Genomic DNA, 17,635 nt, shown 5'->3' on the forward strand with positions numbered 1-17,635 from the left:
AAATACCTATACCTTCTTTTCATTGATAGGCATACTATTTTTGATAACTCGTGGCTCTATACGCACGGGTTATCAATATCTTTGTCACTTGATTTCCCCTCAATAATCCCAGATTACTTCAGGACTATGGGCTGCAGATGAAGGCGCAACTATCAATAAGAGCAGCACGTATCATATATAAAGAGAAATTCACAAATGAGGAAAAGAACGGTGCAAGAACAAATATTGCCAAGACAACTCAAAAATAAAACGTATCAGCCAATTGAAGACTATGGCGTTATTGGAGATTTACATACTGTCGCACTGGTTGGAAAAAATGGCGCGATCGATTGGTGTTGTATCCCACGCTTCGACGCTCCCAGCGTCTTTGGCGCCCTCCTCGATGTGAATAAAGGAGGTACATTCCGCATTAGCCCGGCTTTTGATGAAACGACCAGTATGGGCCGCAAACAGATGTATCTCCCTGAAACGAATATTTTAATTACCCGCTTTTTGACGGCTGATGGGGTTGGAGAAATTACCGATTTCATGCCAATAAAACAGGCAGGCTCCAAAGTCCTTCAGCACCATATTATCCGTGAAGTCAAAGTTGTCCGTGGCTCGCTTCCTTTTGAGATGGTGTGTACTCCAGCCTTTAACTATGGACGTGATGAGCATACATTGTCACTCTCAAATCATGGCGTCGTTTTTCACAGTAAATCATTAAGCCTGGGACTGGCGGCAACGGTCCCGCTGGAAGAGGATGGCCAGGGTGGTGTAAAGGCAAAATTCACCTTGCACAATAATCAAAGCGCCTATTTTGTCTTAGAAAGCGCACAGGACCACGATCTGGAGCCCAAACCACTCAGTCAGAGACAATATGAGGCCGCCTTTCACGAAACGAAGGATTACTGGCAGCGCTGGCTCTCACAGTGCCAGTATCAAGGCCGCTGGCGTGAGATGGTGCAGCGCTCAGCCCTGGTTTTGAAATTGCTAACCTATGCTCCCACCGGAGCCATTGTGGCGGCCCCGACAACCAGTCTGCCGGAGACGATTGGCGGCCAACGCAACTGGGATTATCGCTATACCTGGCTGCGCGACGCGGCCTTCACGATCTATAGCCTGCTCATCCTGGGATTTTACCAGGAGGCTGAGGCGTTTATGGGCTGGCTTGATGCTCGTTGCCATGAACTCAAGGATAATGGCTCACTCCAACCAATGTATACGATTGATGGTGGCCATGATTTAAGCGAGTTCAGCCTGGATCATCTGGAAGGGTACCGTCAGAGTGCGCCGGTACGCATTGGTAATGGTGCCTATAAACAAAAACAACTGGATATCTATGGCGAATTAATGGACTCTATTTACATTTTTGATCGCCACCAGGATATCTCGTATGATCTCTGGCATAATCTACGACGCTTGCTGAATTGGTTAGGCGAACACTGGCAGGAACCGGATGAAGGTATCTGGGAGGTTCGAGGTGGACAGCAACATTTTGTCCATTCGCGTGTTATGAGTTGGGTAGCCTTTGACCGCGCGATCCGTATCGCACGTCACCGTGGACTACCCGCCCCTATCACAGAGTGGACAAATATCAGTGCGCAGATCTATGAAGAGGTAATGGAACAAGGCTGGGATGAAAAAACCAAAAGCTTTATACAATACTATGGTAGCGAAGCTATTGATGCCAGTTCACTGCTGATGGTCCTGACCAAGTTCACTGGCCCAACCGATCCCAGAATGATGGATACAATCAACCGTATTCAAAAAGAGCTGACCAGTGATTCGCACGTCTACCGCTATAATCCAACCCGTGCTGCCAGTGATGGCCTGGGTAGCTTCGAAGGTACTTTTAGTCCCTGTAGTTTCTGGCTTGCCGAAACATTAGCCCGCGCGGGACGACTCAGCGATGCTCGTCTGGTACTGGAGAAGATGCTTACGTATTCAAATCACCTTGGATTGTACGCCGAAGAGATCGGGCCAACCGGAGAAGCCCTGGGCAATTTTCCACAGGCTTTTACCCATCTTTCATTGATCAGTACCTGTTACAATATGGATCGAGCGCTCAATGGTACATTGCTGCGCTAACGTACTCCCTAACGTCTTTCTACCTCGTTTTCGCGCCATTGGCGCTCCAAGGATTTTAACTGTGATGTAAAATTGTGTGCAAGGCGCACAATTTTACATCACAGTTAAAAAAGCATGGGTGCTCTAGCGCCCGAGTGTGGCTGGCTGCACCCTCCCCGATGATGGTGGGAATCAAACCCTATCTGACGATACGCATGACAAATCTATTTCCCCAGATCCAGTTCAGGGTGCAATCTATGTAACTGAACTGCCGGGCAGGGAATAATGTGTGTACTGGATTTGTTACAATATACAAGAGCATACAGAGTGGGGATAAAGTATAATAGATACAGGTACCAGAAAACAGAGGAACTAAAAAAACATCACCTCTGCTTAATCGGTCCATCTATGTTTTTCAAATGCAGTTCTATTACCCCAAAAAAAACGTAGATACATGGTCTCCACATGGGAATGTCCTACTTTAGCTACTGCCAACTCGACAGAAACGCATTATTAGGATAAAATCTTACAGGGACTAATGAAATTATTATGCAATCTGCAAGGACGCATAATTACCAGGATGCGATTTCATGACTTGCGACATTCCGCGGCCACTATTGTTTTGGCAATGAGCGTTGACCCCAATGTTGTACAGCAACGACTCAGTCATGCAAACGTACAAATAATTCGAGGTGGGTATGGACATCTCAAAACGTCCATATGACCAGAAGAAACAAACACTTCAAACATTCTTTTTTTAACGTTCGGCAGAAAAGCAAAATTCGTAAATAGTTGTGTCCAGATAAGCACATGCTGAAAAGTTTGCTGTCACATCTGCTGTCACACGGAGGGATTGATAAATTACTATGCAGGCTGAAACGGCTTTACAGGCGGAATCAAAATTGGTTAAAAGAAATAATATCCGGAATGTCGCCATTATTGCCCATGTTGACCATGGCAAAACGACCCTGGTAGATGGGTTGCTCAAGCAGAGCCATATCTTCCGCGACAATCAGCAGGTGGGTGAGCTGATTATGGACTCCAATGATCAGGAGCGCGAGCGCGGTATCACCATTCTGTCAAAAAATACATCGATTGATTATCGAGATATTAGAATCAATATTATTGACACCCCGGGACACGCGGACTTTGGTGGTGAGGTTGAGCGCGTGTTGAATATGGCAGATGGCTGTATTCTACTGGTTGACGCTGCTGAAGGTCCTATGCCTCAGACACGTTTCGTGCTTCAGAAAGCCTTGCAACTGAATCTGCAACCAATCGTGGTCATTAATAAAATTGATCGCAAAGATGCACGTATCGACTATGTTATCGAAGAGACCCAGGACCTGTTCCTGGAGCTGGCTACCCATGATAGTCATCTGGATTTCCCAATACTTTATGCTATCGGTCGGGATGGCGTGGCTATGTATAAGCCAACAGATGAGCAAAAAGATCTCCAGCCTTTGTTTGACACCATTGTTAAAACGGTGCCAGCCCCCAATGTTGAGATCGATGCGCCATTCCAGATGCTGATAACCGCACTGGACTACGATGATTATAAGGGTAAATACGCCATTGGACGTGTCATTCGTGGCCGCATTGCCCCCAATACACCAGTGGCACGCATTAGCCGCGATGGTGAGATTTCTCGCCAGAAAATCAATCTGGTCATGAGTTATCGGGGTCTGCAGCGCTCTGAAGTGACTGAGGCTATCGCTGGCGACATTATCGCCCTGACAGGTATTGCTGATGCGAACATCGGCGAAACCCTGGCCGATATCGATAATCCAGAGGCTCTGCCTTCGATCGAGATCTCTGAGCCAACCCTGAGAATGACTTTTGGTGTCAACACCAGTCCTCTCTCTGGTCGCGATGGTAAATTCTCGACCTCCCGTCAGTTACGTGCACGCCTTTATCGTGAGTTAGAGACCAACGTTAGCTTACGCGTTGTAGATGGTAATACTCCTGATGAGTTCATTGTCTCTGGTCGTGGTGAGCTACACCTCTCAGTCTTGATTGAGACACTGCGCCGTGAAGGTTATGAACTACAGGTCTCACGTCCAGAGGTCATCACCCATGAGGATGAAAATGGTCATCTCATGGAGCCAATCGAGCACCTGGTTATCGATACCAAAGATACGTATATGGGTGTGCTGACCGAGGCATTGGCGGTGCGTAAAGCTCAGTTGACCAATATGACCAATGATGGTAGCAGCAATATCCGTATCGAGTACGATATTCCAACGCGTGGCCTGATCGGCTTCCGTAATGCCTTCCTGACCCTGACCAAGGGTAATGGAGCCATGAACAGTCTGCTTAAAGGCTTTGTCCCCTGGATGGGTAAGATCAACAGTGCCCGCATGGGTGCCCTGGTCGCCTCTGAACTCGGCACTGCTGTCACATATGGCCTGGGCAATGCCCAGATGCGTGGCGATACGTTCATTGAGCCTGGTACACCAGTATATGAGGGTATGATTGTAGGCCTCAACGCCCGTCCCGATGATCTGGTTGTAAATATCTGTAAAGAGAAGCAGAAAACCAATATCCGCTCCTCAACATCAGATATCTCGGTTCGCCTGACTCCCCCAATTTTGATGAGCCTGGAGCAGTCGCTCGACTTCATTAATAATGACGAGCTGGTCGAAGTGACACCAAAAACAATCCGCCTGCGTAAGCGCTACCTCACCCAGCACGAGCGTTCACGCGCACGCTCACGCGAAAACGATCAATAAATAACTTTTGGGACTGATGAGTCTCTTCAGAAATATCCACCTCCGTTTAAATCTGTTTAAACGGAGGTGGATATTTTTTATGAGCAGGAAATATTGTGAATTTAGCCGGGGTAACTTCATGCAAAAATCCAGTAATAACTAAATTTTGGTACTATTTTTTTTGCTAAAGCATAAAAATATATGCTTATACCTGAAAATATGTCTATGTATCAGGTATACTATGACCGATAAGTCATTATATATGACGAACTAGCGCCCGAATTCAGAAACGCCAAACGTTTCTATGTATCTGGTCGAAAACCAGAAGTATTCTGACAGAAATGGAGATTCTATGATGGCAAGATTTCTACGAAAAGTGGCTTTTGTCCTGTCTATCTGCCTGTTCCTTTCATTCTCCCCTGTATTTTGGAGCGGTTCGGCAACAGCACATGCAGCAACCAATATGCACCATTCTGTTACCCCTCATGTCACCTGCCCACCACCACCATACGCCTGCTGGTAAGTAAAAGGCCCAATGCATAGACGTTTATCTATGCATTGGGCCCCTCTCTCTGTACCAGATTAAAGATGTTCCATTCAGGTTGATGATCCAAATGGCAGGGCTTTCCAATTCTCGTTGCAAGCGGGGATGCAAGGGGCGGCCAGCCCCTTGCCGGAGCGCGAGGTGTCCTCGCATCTCCTCCCTCTTCTCCCGCCGAAGGCGGGACAAAAAGAGAATTGGAAAGCCCTGATCCAAATGGCGCTGAGTTTTACCTGCTGAGCACAATATGATATGATTGAGGTGAAGATCATCACATGGAGCATTGTAACCGTGGAAGCAAAAACAGACACACAAGCAAAACCACACGTAACATTTTATACAAAAGCAGGTTGTCATCTCTGTGATGAAGCCAGAGATATATTGGATGAGATTGCAGCAGAGATTCCTTATGATCTCACTGAAATCGATATACGCAGAGATATGGAACTCTTTGAGCAATATCGCTATCGCATTCCAGTTATTCTGCTCGACGAAACTTTGATTGCTGAGGGCCGTATAGAATATAGTGATCTGGCAACAGCGTTTGAAGTATAGTTAATAAAACACCTACAAACAAGGAAGTAGCTATGGCCACACAACCATTTATGCACAATCAACAACGTCGGGCAATACCGTCCCACGCACTACCAGGCCGACAAAAATCTGCGTTTGAACGCTTTGTCGATCGTTGTGGAGATTTTCTAACCGAGTATTGGGCTCATGTTGTCATGATTGGTTTGGGAAGTCTGGTTGTGACCGCTATCTCGATTCCTTTTCTCTCCTACTTTGGATTGGACAGCATCGCCAAACCCTTATTCTTCGCGCTCCACTATGTCTGTGCCCAGATTCCTTCACACTCCATCTATATCTTTGGCCATCAACTTGGTCTCTGTGAGCGTAACTTCTCTATCTATACCTCTATGTTTCTTACCAGCCTTGTCTTTGTCTTAAGCAAAAAACGGATGCCTGGTATTCCCTGGTGGCTCTGGATCCTGATGATCTTGCCTATGGCCTGGGATGGGACGACTCAGATGTTTGGCTGGCGCGAAAGCGATTGGATGCTGCGTGATTACTGGCACGCTATTTGGTGTAGGCAATATCTGGTTTGCCTTACCATTGATGCAAAAAAGTATCCTGGAAACAACTCTTCCACCCCATCTGCAACAACCACTGGTACAAAGGGCACCTGATATTGCCACCATGCCAACACAGGCACCACAAAAGTAGCTCTGCCTGCCACGACTATCCATTAAGGATATAATGCGTTATAATCTAGCGATAGAAAATGAAGAAGTACGTTATAGCACACAGGCATCACAAGGAAGCCAGGAACTAATAGAGAGTATGTCCGAGAATTTACAAGGACCAACGTTTGCAGTCACCACATTAGGCTGTAAGGTCAATCAAGCAGACAGTGAAGCCATTAGCGATCAGATGAATGCAGCTGGCTTTGCGCAACGCGACTTTGAGGAGTCGGCGGATATTTATATTGTGAATACCTGTACCGTGACACATCTGGGTGATAGAAGTTCACGGCAGTTGATTGCGCAAGCACATCGACGCCATCCTGATGCGCTTCTCGTCGTCACTGGCTGCTATGCTGAACTTAATCCAAAAGCAGTCTCTGCTCTACCAGGCGTCAATCTCGTCATTGGCAATACAATCAAAGAAGGATTAGTTTCCACGATCCGCGAAAAAATCTTAGAGCAGGAAACGGGCGAGAGCCAGGATATAACCACTGCATCAGCTACTGAAAGCAGTAGTGAGCCAGCAGCACGGCGCAGTTTACCAGTGCTGCCACTAGATACCCAGCACATCGGGAGCGATAATGCTTTAAACTTCCAGGTACAGGAAGAAGAACCACAGGCCGACAATCCAGCCCTTCTAACACCATTTACCGATAATGTACAAACAAGTGAGCTGGCTAACCACCGCATGTTCTCGCGCACACGCGTACAAATGAAGGTACAGGATGGCTGCGATAATCGCTGTACGTATTGTATCGTGCCATATGTACGCGGCAAATCACGCAGCCGCAGTATTGAAGCTGTGGTCGAAAATGTTCAGCGCAAAGCGCGTGCCGGCTATCAAGAGATCGTGCTGACCGGTATCCACCTGGGCGACTATCATCCCGATGCCGACGAAAAACTGGATCTGGGCGATCTGATCGCGACGCTCTTACGCGAAACGGAAATTCCACGCATCCGCGTCTCTTCCCTGGAACCAGAAGATTTCCAGTTAGAGTGGCTGGAGATGTGGGCTGATCCACGTATGTGTCGCCACTTACACCTACCAATGCAGAGTGGCTCGGACGCCATTTTGCGGCGTATGGCTCGTCGCTACAATAGCGACCGCTATCGCATAATCGTCAAAACCGCCAAGCGCCTGGTGCCCGGCATGGCGATCAGTACCGATATCATTACCGGCTTCCCCGGTGAGACCGACGAAGATTTTGAGCTAACCTACCAGTTAGCGCAAGAGTTGGAGTTCGCGAAGTCGCATGTGTTCCGCTTCTCCCCACGACAGGGCACACCGGCAGCACGGATGCGGGACCAGATTAAAGATGTAGTCAAAAAGGCCCGCAGCCAGCGTTTACTTGATCTGCACGAAGAGCATAGCCGCCAGTTCCGCGAACAATTCCTGGGACAGGAAGTGCCAGTGCTGATTGAGCAGTTCAAACATGGCAAGTGGGAAGGTCTGACAGATAACTACATTCGCGTAGAAGTGAATGAACTACCGGAAAATGCAGAGGGCTGGCAACATACCGTTGTCAAAGCACGCTTAAACTCCCTGATCGGGGATGGTGTTCATGGCACGTACGCCCAATAAATCATCCCATCGGTATAACCACAGGCCTGGCTGGAGCTACCTCCTCTTGCTGGGCCTTATGCTGTGTCTGACAGCTTGCAGAGATAATCCTCCTGACACAAGCCAGTTACGTAGCACCCCACGGGCTCAGGCCACGCAAACCAATGGAACCTTCAAGGAGTATCCTGTGCCGCAGGATCGAAGTGGATTGATGCGGCCAGCCGTCGATCACACTGGACGTGTCTGGTTTGGCGAGATGGGACAGAACTATCTGGCGTCATTTGATCCCAAAAGCCACGCATTTGAACAGATCCATCCTCCCCATGGACAGGCTGGTATTATGGGCCTTATCGTTGCGCCAGATGACACCATCTGGTTTGCCGAACAGTATGCGGACTATATTGGTCATTATGAGCCACGTACGAAGCACTTCACTACGTACATCCTGCCACCAATAACTACGCCCGATCCGGCTAATCCCAAGCAAACCTTGAGCCTGCCCAGCGCTCCCAACGAACTGCTGCTGGATCAACAAGGGCATGTCTGGTTTACGGAAATGAATGCTGATGCCATCGGTGAGTTGAATATAAAAACGGGCCAGTTTACTCATTATCCCCTCTCCAGGCCACGCACCGTCCAAAAACTCAGTCCCTATGGCATTACCTTAGATACACACGGCTTCATCTGGTTCACCCAATCCGGTGAAAGCAAGCTCGGTCGCCTCGATCCCAGGACAGGCAATATCCATACATATACACCACCTGTATCTGAACAACAGGTCCCTCTCTCTTTGATGGAGATCCACAGTGATCCGACAGGGATGATCTGGCTGACAACCTTTAATACCAACAACTTACTACAATTTGATCCGCAAAAAGAGAATTTCACGGCGTATGCCGCCCCTATCACAGGACATGGCATACAAGGGATCTATGGATTGGTAACCACTTCTCCGGATGATATCTGGGCCACAGTAGCAACCTCCAATGCAATCGCTCATTTCACTGTGAAAACAAAAACCTTCACCTACTATCCCATCCCCACCGAAAACTGTACACCACTGGGAATCAGCCAGGGACCAGATAAAAGCTTCTGGTTCACGGAATCAGCCACCAATCAAATTGGACAGCTGATTCCATAAAACATCCAGCATTCAGCGATTATTGCAGGTAAGCAGCGAACCAATCCAGAATATGTTGCAGACGAATCTGACGTAATTTTGGATGGCCTCCACGTGAGAGGCCATGACTCTGACCCTCAAAGCGGATAAATTTCACCTCGCGTCCCAGCCATTTCAGGGCCGCAAAAAGTTGCTCTGCCTGCTCGATATTACACCGCAGATCTTGTTCACTATGGATGATCAGCAAGGGTGTGTGGATATTCTGGACATAAGCAATCGGAGAGTGCTGCATATACGTTTCCAGATTCTCCCAGGGTGTGGTACCCAATACATCACTAGCCAGATCCCAACCAACATCGCTACTACCAAACATGGAGGCCATATTGCTCACACAACGATCGGTGATCGCAACTTTGAAGCGATCAGAATGACCGACCAGCCAGTTGGTCATAAAACCACCATAACTACCGCCAGTCACCGCCAGGCGCTGCTCATCAATAGAACCACGGCGAATTACTTCATCCATGCCCAGCATGATATCGATAGAATCCTTCTCACCCCACGCGTTACGCACGGCATCGGCAAATTCGTAACCATAGCCAAGACTGCCCCGAGGATTACAATAAAATACAACATAGCCCTGAGCCGTCAATAGTTGCATCTCGTGAAAGAAGCCATAACCATAACCCGTATTAGGACCACCATGGATCTCGACAACCAGTGGATATTTCTGGGCAGGATCAAAATTGTGCGGCTTCATGATCCACCCTTCAATCTCCCAGCCATCGGCTCCAGCATAGGTGATCGGCTCAGGTGTCGAGAGTGATAATTCATTGATCAGCACATCGTTAGCATGCGTGACCCGCCGGAGTTCACTATTCGCAGCACTGGACTGCACAAAAATTTCTTGTGGCTGCGTAGCTCCACCAACCAATAAGGCAAATGTTTGCGCAGTATGATCGGCACTGAGATCTCGCACGTGCACTTCTCCAGGAGTAAATACTGGTGGCTCAACATTTTCCTCCTGGCTGGATAAAGCAAAGACATGTGAAGCACCACGGTATGTGGCAATTGCATACAAAGTCTTTCCATCGGCAGACCAGATGGGAGCCGGCGCTAGATGCTCATCTCCAATATCCGAGTTGGTCCAGTCAGCAAAAGCGCCAATAAATTTACTTGTCAGGCAGATTGGTGCACTTTGCCGGGCATCGGCTGCGATACGATACAAACGCAACTGTCCAGAAGCATGGATTTTGGGGGCTGCCAGAAACGCCAGGGTTTGTCCATCTGGCGACCAGGCCAGTGATGAGCAACCAAGCTGACTGTCAGTAAGACAGCGCAAGTCATTATTTTGCAACGTTAGTAAATAGATATCATCGCCAGGATGCTGCCAGCGATCTTCGTTGTGGTTGGAGGTAAAAGCAATCTGCGTTCCATCTGGCGACCAGACCGCCTCGCCATCATCCCAATCGCCATCGGTAAGTTGCTGCACCTCGCCACCGGTGCGATTGATCAGGAAAAGATGGGAACGGCGCTCATGAATAAAACCAACTCCATCCAGACGATACCAGAGACGATCAATAACACGCACTTTCGGCAATGCTTTACCTTCGACGGTCTCTTCATCTTCCGGGCCCACTGGAGCGTTAAATGCCACCTGTGTTCCATCCGGAGACCAGACGGGCGATGCTGCTCCATGCGGCATAAAAGTTAGCTGTTGCGCTTCCCCACCATCGGTTGGTAAGATCCAGATTTGCGGTTTCCCTTTGCCCTGCTTTTTTTGCACAGCAGGATCTTTGCTCAAATCTTCTCCCACGCGTTCGGAGACAAAGGCCAACCAGCGTCCATCGGGAGACCAGTCAGGACTATGAGCATTCGCAGTGCCGCTGGTAAAACGTCGTGCCTGACCATCTTGTAAAGACGCCACCCAGATAGCTGAATGGTATTCATGCTTCTGCTCATCGATTGTCGTCTCTACATAAGCCAGACGCTGACCATCCGGCGAAATACGTGGTCGACTCACAAATTTCAAAGCATACAAATCATCAATGGTAATCGATCGTCCCATAGCTTTTTCATCCTCTTTTTCCACAAAATAGAATAACCCGTGGAGTCTTTATATTCTCTGTAAAGAATAATACCACGGGTTATTGCTATGCTGCTCTATTTAACGGCGACGACGGCTACGCCGATCACGCTCTAAGGCAACATCCAGGGTCTCATGCAAACGTTCAAAATCATCAACATCCAGTTGCAGTTCAATGGCAGGAAGATCTTCTGGCCGGGCACGACCATCCTCAAATAATTGTAGAACCATCACGAGCTCCACCTCATCCAGGCTTAACAAACCATCATCGGTGGGCAATTCTAACGGATTCTCAGTCGCTTCTTCGTCATCATTCTCCTCAGCGCTATCAGCTCGAGGAATAAACTCAATATTGGTACGAGCACATTTTAAGCGACCAGTGATTTTCAATGCATCTGTTGACATCTCTTCAGCAAGTTCACGCACAACCTCCATCATCTGCACAAACGCATCCTGCAACTGTTCCAGAGCATCTTCATCACTATCTGAGTCCAGTTCTGAGGGTAGATCGCTATGGCTCAGGTTCCCAGTAGTCGTAGCATCTGGTAAGCGTTGTCGTGCCAGTTCGTTCAGTTGTTTAAGGGCCTGGGCGAACGCTGGCGAAAACGAACTGCTATCACGTTCAGCAGACTTTACCTCTTCCTCATGTTCTGGTTCATCATGACTCAACACTGGCTTCTTATCATTATCATCATCGTCATCATCATCCCCTACATCCAAACCAAGTGCCGCCTCAATCATCAAAATCTGCTGATGAAGTTGCTCAGCCACTTCACGTGGGAAGTACGAAATAACACGAGCCTGACGTGATGCCGCCAGTAATTGAAACTGGGGCCAATCCCGGTACCGTTCACGGCCACGCAGATAGCGAACTTCGACTACACCTAGCGTGTCCAGCCGCAGCGAAATTTCCATGACTCCCTCCTCATAAACCGAACGAACCGGCTATTAGATCCATTTGTAAGCTTATAATCTCTTACTTTCATGCCAGATAAATCCGCATGAACCAGGAGATAGCTGCTTTCTCTATAAAAAGGAATATAGACCATCTATATACATTACCACCTTAACGCATAGAAATTTCTTACGCCCTCCCTGGGCTATTAGTTCTCTAGAAGAGATACGCCTCCTTCTAGACTACCTGATAGCCAGGCCGCTGTCATCAGGTCTAATAGAGGACGAAGACGGTGATAGGCAGATGTAACTTGGATATAGCCTGCTTCAGAATATACGCCATCATCATATCACAATGAATAGGAATTGAGACAATTCTAATGACCAGTTTCCTTCAATTAAGAACATCTGGTTGATTCCTCGGGCAGAATAAGACAAAAACATAAAGAGGAGTTCGGGATACTAAAAGCATTATCCCGGACTCCTCTTCTTATTTAAAGACGTTCTTAGTGACACTCCGCACACCCTGAAGGGGCGGCGGCTTCTTGTACTCCTACGTAGTCGGCCCCCTGAGTCGGTGCCTCGTTGAGGCAACTCGTTGAAGACCGTAGTGGGTGAGGAATACACTCAAGCACAGATCCACACATCTGCTCGCTTGAAGGGCGGTGCCATGCCTGTTCACCGTTTCATGCCGTACCCGACGGGTGTGCAGCCAACGTCGGGTGTTTGGCGACCTGGAAAGGGTGAACACCTTTCTCTTTCGAAAACTGATGCATGCATCAGTGGGAGGCTTTTCTTGAACGATTTTGCCTGGCAACACTTCCTAAGGCCGTACAGCCTGTGCTGCCGTGCCTTCGTTGCACCTATGCAGTATAATCCAACCATGCATTCTATGCAACAAGCAAGACCCAAAGCCCAGGAGTAACCCGCCTATCCGCCTGGGTTTAAACCACAGCGGCTTGCGGCGGGTTACGCTTTAGTCAGCATGCGCCCAGAAAGCTGCCAGACGGGTACGTACAAGCAGGAGGGTAGTTGCCAGCACAACGAGCAGGATGCCAAGCAGGAAAAGAGCCATGAAGGTGGGAATACCTAGTGATGGAAGAAACAGGACATGGATCGCAGCTACGATTACTAGCGCCGCCGAACTAAGCACAAAGACACGGATGCGTGTAATAAAGCCAAGCAGCAACAAGAGGATTGATTCACCCGTGAGTAGAAGTGAAGGAGCAACATTACTATACTGAAAGCTAAGCACGAGGGTCGGACCTAATAATAAGCATGCTCCAGCAATCGAACAAAGCTGGCCAACATTCTCATGCTCAGCAATCTTCTCGTCGCGGCTAATAAAAGGCGCGATGACGATAAAGTATACAGCCGGCGAGGCACAGAGCAGTGTCAATTCAGCCTGACCAAGGGCCCACAATTCCCAACTGATCGTCAATGAACACAGGAATCCCACCACGTAGAACGCTCGATGGCGGTGGGCAGGCTCAGTTTGTAACCAGCCCCACCAGGCGACCAAAACGGCCAGAACCAGCAGGGAGATTGCTCCAGCATGCGAGATGGCGCCACCATTGAATACGAAAAGGCCAGCAAAGAAGACTACAAGAAATTGCCCCAGCAGGGGTATAGCTCTGGATACCAGCGTAGCAGGTACAAAGAAGGTCAGAGGTGAACGAATCGACCAGATGTATTGGGTTGCAAAGAGAGCCAGGAAGAATATGCTCATCAGCTCCAGTTGTCCCCAAAGTGGTATCGACAGGTGCACAATCGTCCATATTGCGAGCAAAGCCACTAGCACACTTAATTCCGGAAGTCGCTCCAGGGCCATCACACAGAATGCCAGGATCGTGAACAGGGCGAACATTCCCACCATCACCGGCATCGATAAGTTGGTTCGCTGCCCCTCACTCCAGACACTGATAATCACAACATCACAAAGTGCCATGACATACCAGATCCAGCCCCAGGATCGTAGAGCGAGGCCAGACGAGAGGCGCTCCAGGCGTAGAATGATGGCTCCCAGGATACAATAGAGCAGCACACCACTAGTCAAAACGGCGAGTACCAATTGTGTCTGTTGCTGACAATTCACCCCACCAATAATTGGTAGCTGAACAAGCCGGGAGCAGGTCACGATAGAGGGTAACAAGAGCATGCCCCAGATAATAAAGAGAGCCACCAGCCACAGTCCTGATTTCTTACGCTCCAGGAGTGAAATGCTATATGCTGTCAAAGCATAGAAAAAAAGGAACAATGGGATCGCGGCGTAAAATGGTACATTCACGCCTTTAAACATACCCTGGATACCAGTCAGGATGGCGGCAAAGAGGGCTGTTGTATACAGTGGTAAAACATAGCGTATCCGATGATGGCGTTGCTGGCCTATACTTGCGTCAAAAAAACCAGAGCGCAGTGAGCGCACCCCAACACCTACAACAGCAAAGGTCAATGTTAATACTGGCGGTCGATAAAAGTCTCCCACCACTCCGGCCATATAGATAGCCCAGCAAGCCAGGACAACAGATATCCATAAGATGGCTACCTGTAACAGTTCATTGCGTTCAATTACACCAGTTAGATAGACGAGCAGCGCAAAGAAAAGCAAGGACCATGATGCTGCCTGACTCCATCCCTGCATGGTTCCCTGGATTCCCATCATGAGCGCGGCCCCAATTGCCACTACATACCAGGGTAGGGCCCACTTCACAGTGGCTAAGCGACGCATTGTGATAGCTAGCAGCAAAGTAACAACAGCCACACCAGTCAACCACCAGTACTGATTACCCGGCATCAACAGCGCAACCAGACCAAAGAGAGTAGCAATAACCAGTTGCAATCTCCCATCATCAATGGCAGCAGCCACATACCAGACCGATGCCAGCAGGGCTAATTCTAATGTAAAGGCGGCAGAGAAAGAGAACCAGTTGCTCAGGATTGCTTGTGGAGCACTATACTCGAGCAAACCAAAGGCGACACCATATAAAACTGCCAGCACATATGCTGCCCAGGAACGAGACAAAGCCTTACCATTACCCATTGATAAAGTAGCTGATCGCCGCTTTTCCCAGCGCCCAAAACCGGATGCCAGTAACGGCGTCAACAAGCTCAAAAGCAAAAAGAGGGAAACTTGATGGGTCAGTGGATACAGGGAGATGAGTGCCAAACCAATGGGTAACAGTAACCAGCCATTCTGCCGCAGATAATATGCCAGGGCATACGAACTAATAATGTACAGCAGCAGGAGCGCAATCAGGCTTTCTGTCGGAAGACCCAGACCCAGCATGATCGATTCCAGTGCTACGCACAGAGCCAGGATAGCCAGTGGATACGCCCAGGTATTATGTGTCCATCTATAGACAAAACAGGCAGCCCCGGCCGCTCCCAGCGCGAACCAGCATAATCCCCAACTCAGTGGAAGATGGGTTCCCAACAACACCTGGGCATATGCATCATTTAAGATCAGTCCTGCCAGCAATAAAAGCCAGGTCCAGGGAACCTGCTCGCGTGTAAGGGATTTCCGCCAGCCAACATGATTGCTAACCACGCCACAAAGGAGCGCGCTACCAACAAACAACGTCACTAACACAACGGGAAACCACATACCTGTCACCAGAGAAGAGGTAAACATTAACGGGTACTGGTATGTCTGAAAGAAGAGTTGGAGGATGATAGCTGGATCACTGAGATAAGCCACCAGGACCACCAGCGCCACTACCAGAATATCTAACTGCTTGACGACAGCTTTGAACGGTCCGCTGCCCTGTAAAAGCTGCCGAGCTATATACCAGTAACAGGCAGCAAGTATGGTCAGTACGAGTATAAACCCGATAATAGCAACCTGGATCAGAGCAAGTAATGAGCATATCCAGACCAGAAGCAGATACGGGACCAATTGGGCCAGCATGTATTTTCTGGTTTGCCAGATATACAAACATACCCAGATTAATAAGACGAATAAAAAAACTGAGCACGAAAAACGTAACTCTCTATCAATCGTATGAGACAATAATCCAAACAGATAAACGACGAAGGAACCCAGTATTTCTATACAGACACTTACTGCCACAGAAGCATACAACAGGAATAACCCGGGTTTACGCAAGAGCTCTCTGCCACTGTTATTACTAGGGGAGGCCGCATGTGCTCGCCGCACAAAGCCAAGCATGGGAAATGCCAGCAACAAGAAGATACAGGGCCACCAATACACTTGTAGATGGAAGGCTGCAGCAACCGCTACATCGGTAACCGCCAGTGAAACCGCTGCCAGATAACCAAATGGCTGAAAGCGTTGATAGATCGCCAATGAACCATAGGCCAGCGTGGCATAGGTCGCCGCGATAGCAATCAACATTGCCGGTGTCAGTTGTATATCACTGACCATGCGATAAAATGAGAAGCCCACCAGTGGTACTTGTAAGGCAAAAATGGCAGTATAGATGATGGAAACAATGCGCACCTGAGGAAAGCGAAAGGTAATCGCACCAGTTGCGCCAAAGAAGGCATGTACCCCCAATAAGACCAGAAAAGCAAGCAGAAGATCTGAAGTTGTGGCAATAAAACTTAAAGATCCAACGAGGATCAAAAACGCTCCCAATGAAGCAACAATATTAATTGATTGATCGGCAAAAAAATCCTGGAATGAAAATGCTGATTTTGCAGCAGGCGCAGACAACGGTCGGGTTTGCGCTCGACGCGGTGGTGATAAGGGGTTGGAGGCTGGCTCTTGACTAACCGCTGGTGTTGTAAGTTCCCCACCAGTAGACGAGGAAGCTTGTGAAGATATTGGTGATTCTTCAGCATCCGAGGCTTGTTTTTTTGCTTCAGCAACTGGCTGATTTTGCACCTTACTCAGGTACGACAAACGACGCTGATAGCGGCTCATAAGATCTGAGATACTTAGAGCGGCTCCCCCAAAGGTTACCACCCGTCCCAGGTCAAGGAGAGATTGTTCCAAAAAATGCTTTTCTTTGGTAAGCTCCGTCGGATAGCCACAGCGTGGACAATCCTGACTGCTGGCAATGGATAAACCACAGCAGTCACAATAGGTTACGTATCGTTGCATATGCGCTCCTTATGAAAGACCAGCACAGCTATATATTTTCTCAAATACATCTATGTACAGCAGACCAAAATGGCAATATAAGAATGTATCAGTCATGTACGTTATTCGTAGTCTACTCTAGCTGGTATTATACTCAACAGTGTCACATGCCCCATGTTTTGTCGCCGCTTCTCGATACTTGACAAAAAGCAATAAATAGGTTACGCTTCTTTTACCTAAAAAAGAAATATACATCTGGAAACTTCAGGAGTATTATGCAACGTACGACAACCCTCAACTTCTGGCTGGATCTGCGCCACCCCGGTGGGCTGCCTTCCCACGCCCACAGTCGTACTATGCCTGTTTATCGGTACTTTTCTTT

General features: G+C 48.4%; 10 protein-coding genes. 7 read left to right on the forward strand and 3 right to left on the reverse strand.

Annotated features, from left to right (window positions below; genetic code table 11):
- The first annotated feature begins 210 nt into the window (after nucleotides 1-210).
- The 7 genes from KDW_RS01415 (at nucleotide 211) to KDW_RS01445 (ending at nucleotide 9,250) form a co-directional block, all read left to right on the forward strand.
- Nucleotides 211-2,070 carry a glycoside hydrolase family 15 protein gene (locus tag KDW_RS01415; protein ID WP_233097577.1) on the forward strand — a complete coding sequence of 620 codons (1,860 nt, stop codon included), beginning with the start codon at nucleotides 211-213 and terminating at the stop codon, nucleotides 2,068-2,070.
- Nucleotides 2,071-2,629: 559 nt separating this feature from the next.
- Nucleotides 2,630-2,773, forward strand: coding sequence for a tyrosine-type recombinase/integrase (locus KDW_RS35700; RefSeq protein ID WP_371876231.1), 144 nt, complete (start codon nucleotides 2,630-2,632; stop codon nucleotides 2,771-2,773).
- A gap of 142 nt (nucleotides 2,774-2,915) precedes the next feature.
- Nucleotides 2,916-4,781 carry a translational GTPase TypA gene (gene typA, locus KDW_RS01425; RefSeq protein ID WP_151754311.1) on the forward strand — a complete coding sequence of 622 codons (1,866 nt, stop codon included), beginning with the start codon at nucleotides 2,916-2,918 and terminating at the stop codon, nucleotides 4,779-4,781.
- Nucleotides 4,782-5,592: 811 nt separating this feature from the next.
- Nucleotides 5,593-5,856, forward strand: a complete 264-nt coding sequence (locus KDW_RS01430; RefSeq protein WP_162004857.1) for a glutaredoxin family protein — start codon at nucleotides 5,593-5,595, stop codon at nucleotides 5,854-5,856.
- A gap of 32 nt (nucleotides 5,857-5,888) precedes the next feature.
- Nucleotides 5,889-6,491, forward strand: coding sequence for a DUF2085 domain-containing protein (locus tag KDW_RS01435; RefSeq protein WP_151754313.1), 603 nt, complete (start codon nucleotides 5,889-5,891; stop codon nucleotides 6,489-6,491).
- A gap of 70 nt (nucleotides 6,492-6,561) precedes the next feature.
- A complete protein-coding gene (gene mtaB / locus KDW_RS01440; RefSeq protein ID WP_151754314.1) occupies nucleotides 6,562-8,130 on the forward strand; it encodes a tRNA (N(6)-L-threonylcarbamoyladenosine(37)-C(2))-methylthiotransferase MtaB in 1,569 nt (522 codons plus the stop codon).
- A 166-nt stretch (nucleotides 8,131-8,296) separates the two neighbouring features.
- On the forward strand, nucleotides 8,297-9,250 hold the full coding sequence (locus KDW_RS01445; RefSeq protein WP_162004858.1) for a Vgb family protein: 954 nt from the start codon (nucleotides 8,297-8,299) through the stop codon (nucleotides 9,248-9,250).
- A 19-nt stretch (nucleotides 9,251-9,269) separates the two neighbouring features.
- Here KDW_RS01445 and KDW_RS01450 read toward each other — a convergent pair whose 3' ends face one another.
- The 3 genes from KDW_RS01450 to KDW_RS01460 all read right to left on the reverse strand — a co-directional run bounded on the left by KDW_RS01450 (nucleotide 9,270) and on the right by KDW_RS01460 (nucleotide 17,274).
- Complete coding sequence (locus KDW_RS01450) at nucleotides 9,270-11,297, reverse strand: S9 family peptidase (protein ID WP_151754316.1); 2,028 nt, start codon at nucleotides 11,295-11,297, stop codon at nucleotides 9,270-9,272.
- Nucleotides 11,298-11,396: 99 nt separating this feature from the next.
- Complete coding sequence (locus KDW_RS01455; RefSeq protein WP_151754317.1) at nucleotides 11,397-12,230, reverse strand: hypothetical protein; 834 nt, start codon at nucleotides 12,228-12,230, stop codon at nucleotides 11,397-11,399.
- A gap of 955 nt (nucleotides 12,231-13,185) precedes the next feature.
- Nucleotides 13,186-17,274: a hypothetical protein gene (locus KDW_RS01460; RefSeq protein WP_151754318.1), complete on the reverse strand. Its 4,089-nt coding sequence runs from the start codon at nucleotides 17,272-17,274 to the stop codon at nucleotides 13,186-13,188.
- Between the last annotated feature and the right edge of the window lie 361 nt (nucleotides 17,275-17,635).

The sequence above is a fragment of the Dictyobacter vulcani genome, assembly GCF_008974265.1.
In the GTDB taxonomy this organism is placed as follows: domain Bacteria; phylum Chloroflexota; class Ktedonobacteria; order Ktedonobacterales; family Ktedonobacteraceae; genus Dictyobacter; species Dictyobacter vulcani.

What these genes read in the sequence shown, in the direction of transcription:
- KDW_RS35700 (WP_371876231.1), top strand. Translation starts at nt 2,630, where the DNA reads ATGCGATTTCATGACTTGCGACATTCCGCGGCCACTATTGTTTTGGCA.
- typA (WP_151754311.1), top strand. Translation starts at nt 2,916, where the DNA reads ATGCAGGCTGAAACGGCTTTACAGGCGGAATCAAAATTGGTTAAAAGA.
- KDW_RS01435 (WP_151754313.1), top strand. Translation starts at nt 5,889, where the DNA reads ATGGCCACACAACCATTTATGCACAATCAACAACGTCGGGCAATACCG.
- mtaB (WP_151754314.1), top strand. Translation starts at nt 6,562, where the DNA reads ATGCGTTATAATCTAGCGATAGAAAATGAAGAAGTACGTTATAGCACA.
- KDW_RS01450 (WP_151754316.1), bottom strand. Translation starts at nt 11,297, where the DNA reads ATGGGACGATCGATTACCATTGATGATTTGTATGCTTTGAAATTTGTG.
- KDW_RS01455 (WP_151754317.1), bottom strand. Translation starts at nt 12,230, where the DNA reads ATGGAAATTTCGCTGCGGCTGGACACGCTAGGTGTAGTCGAAGTTCGC.
- KDW_RS01460 (WP_151754318.1), bottom strand. Translation starts at nt 17,274, where the DNA reads ATGCAACGATACGTAACCTATTGTGACTGCTGTGGTTTATCCATTGCC.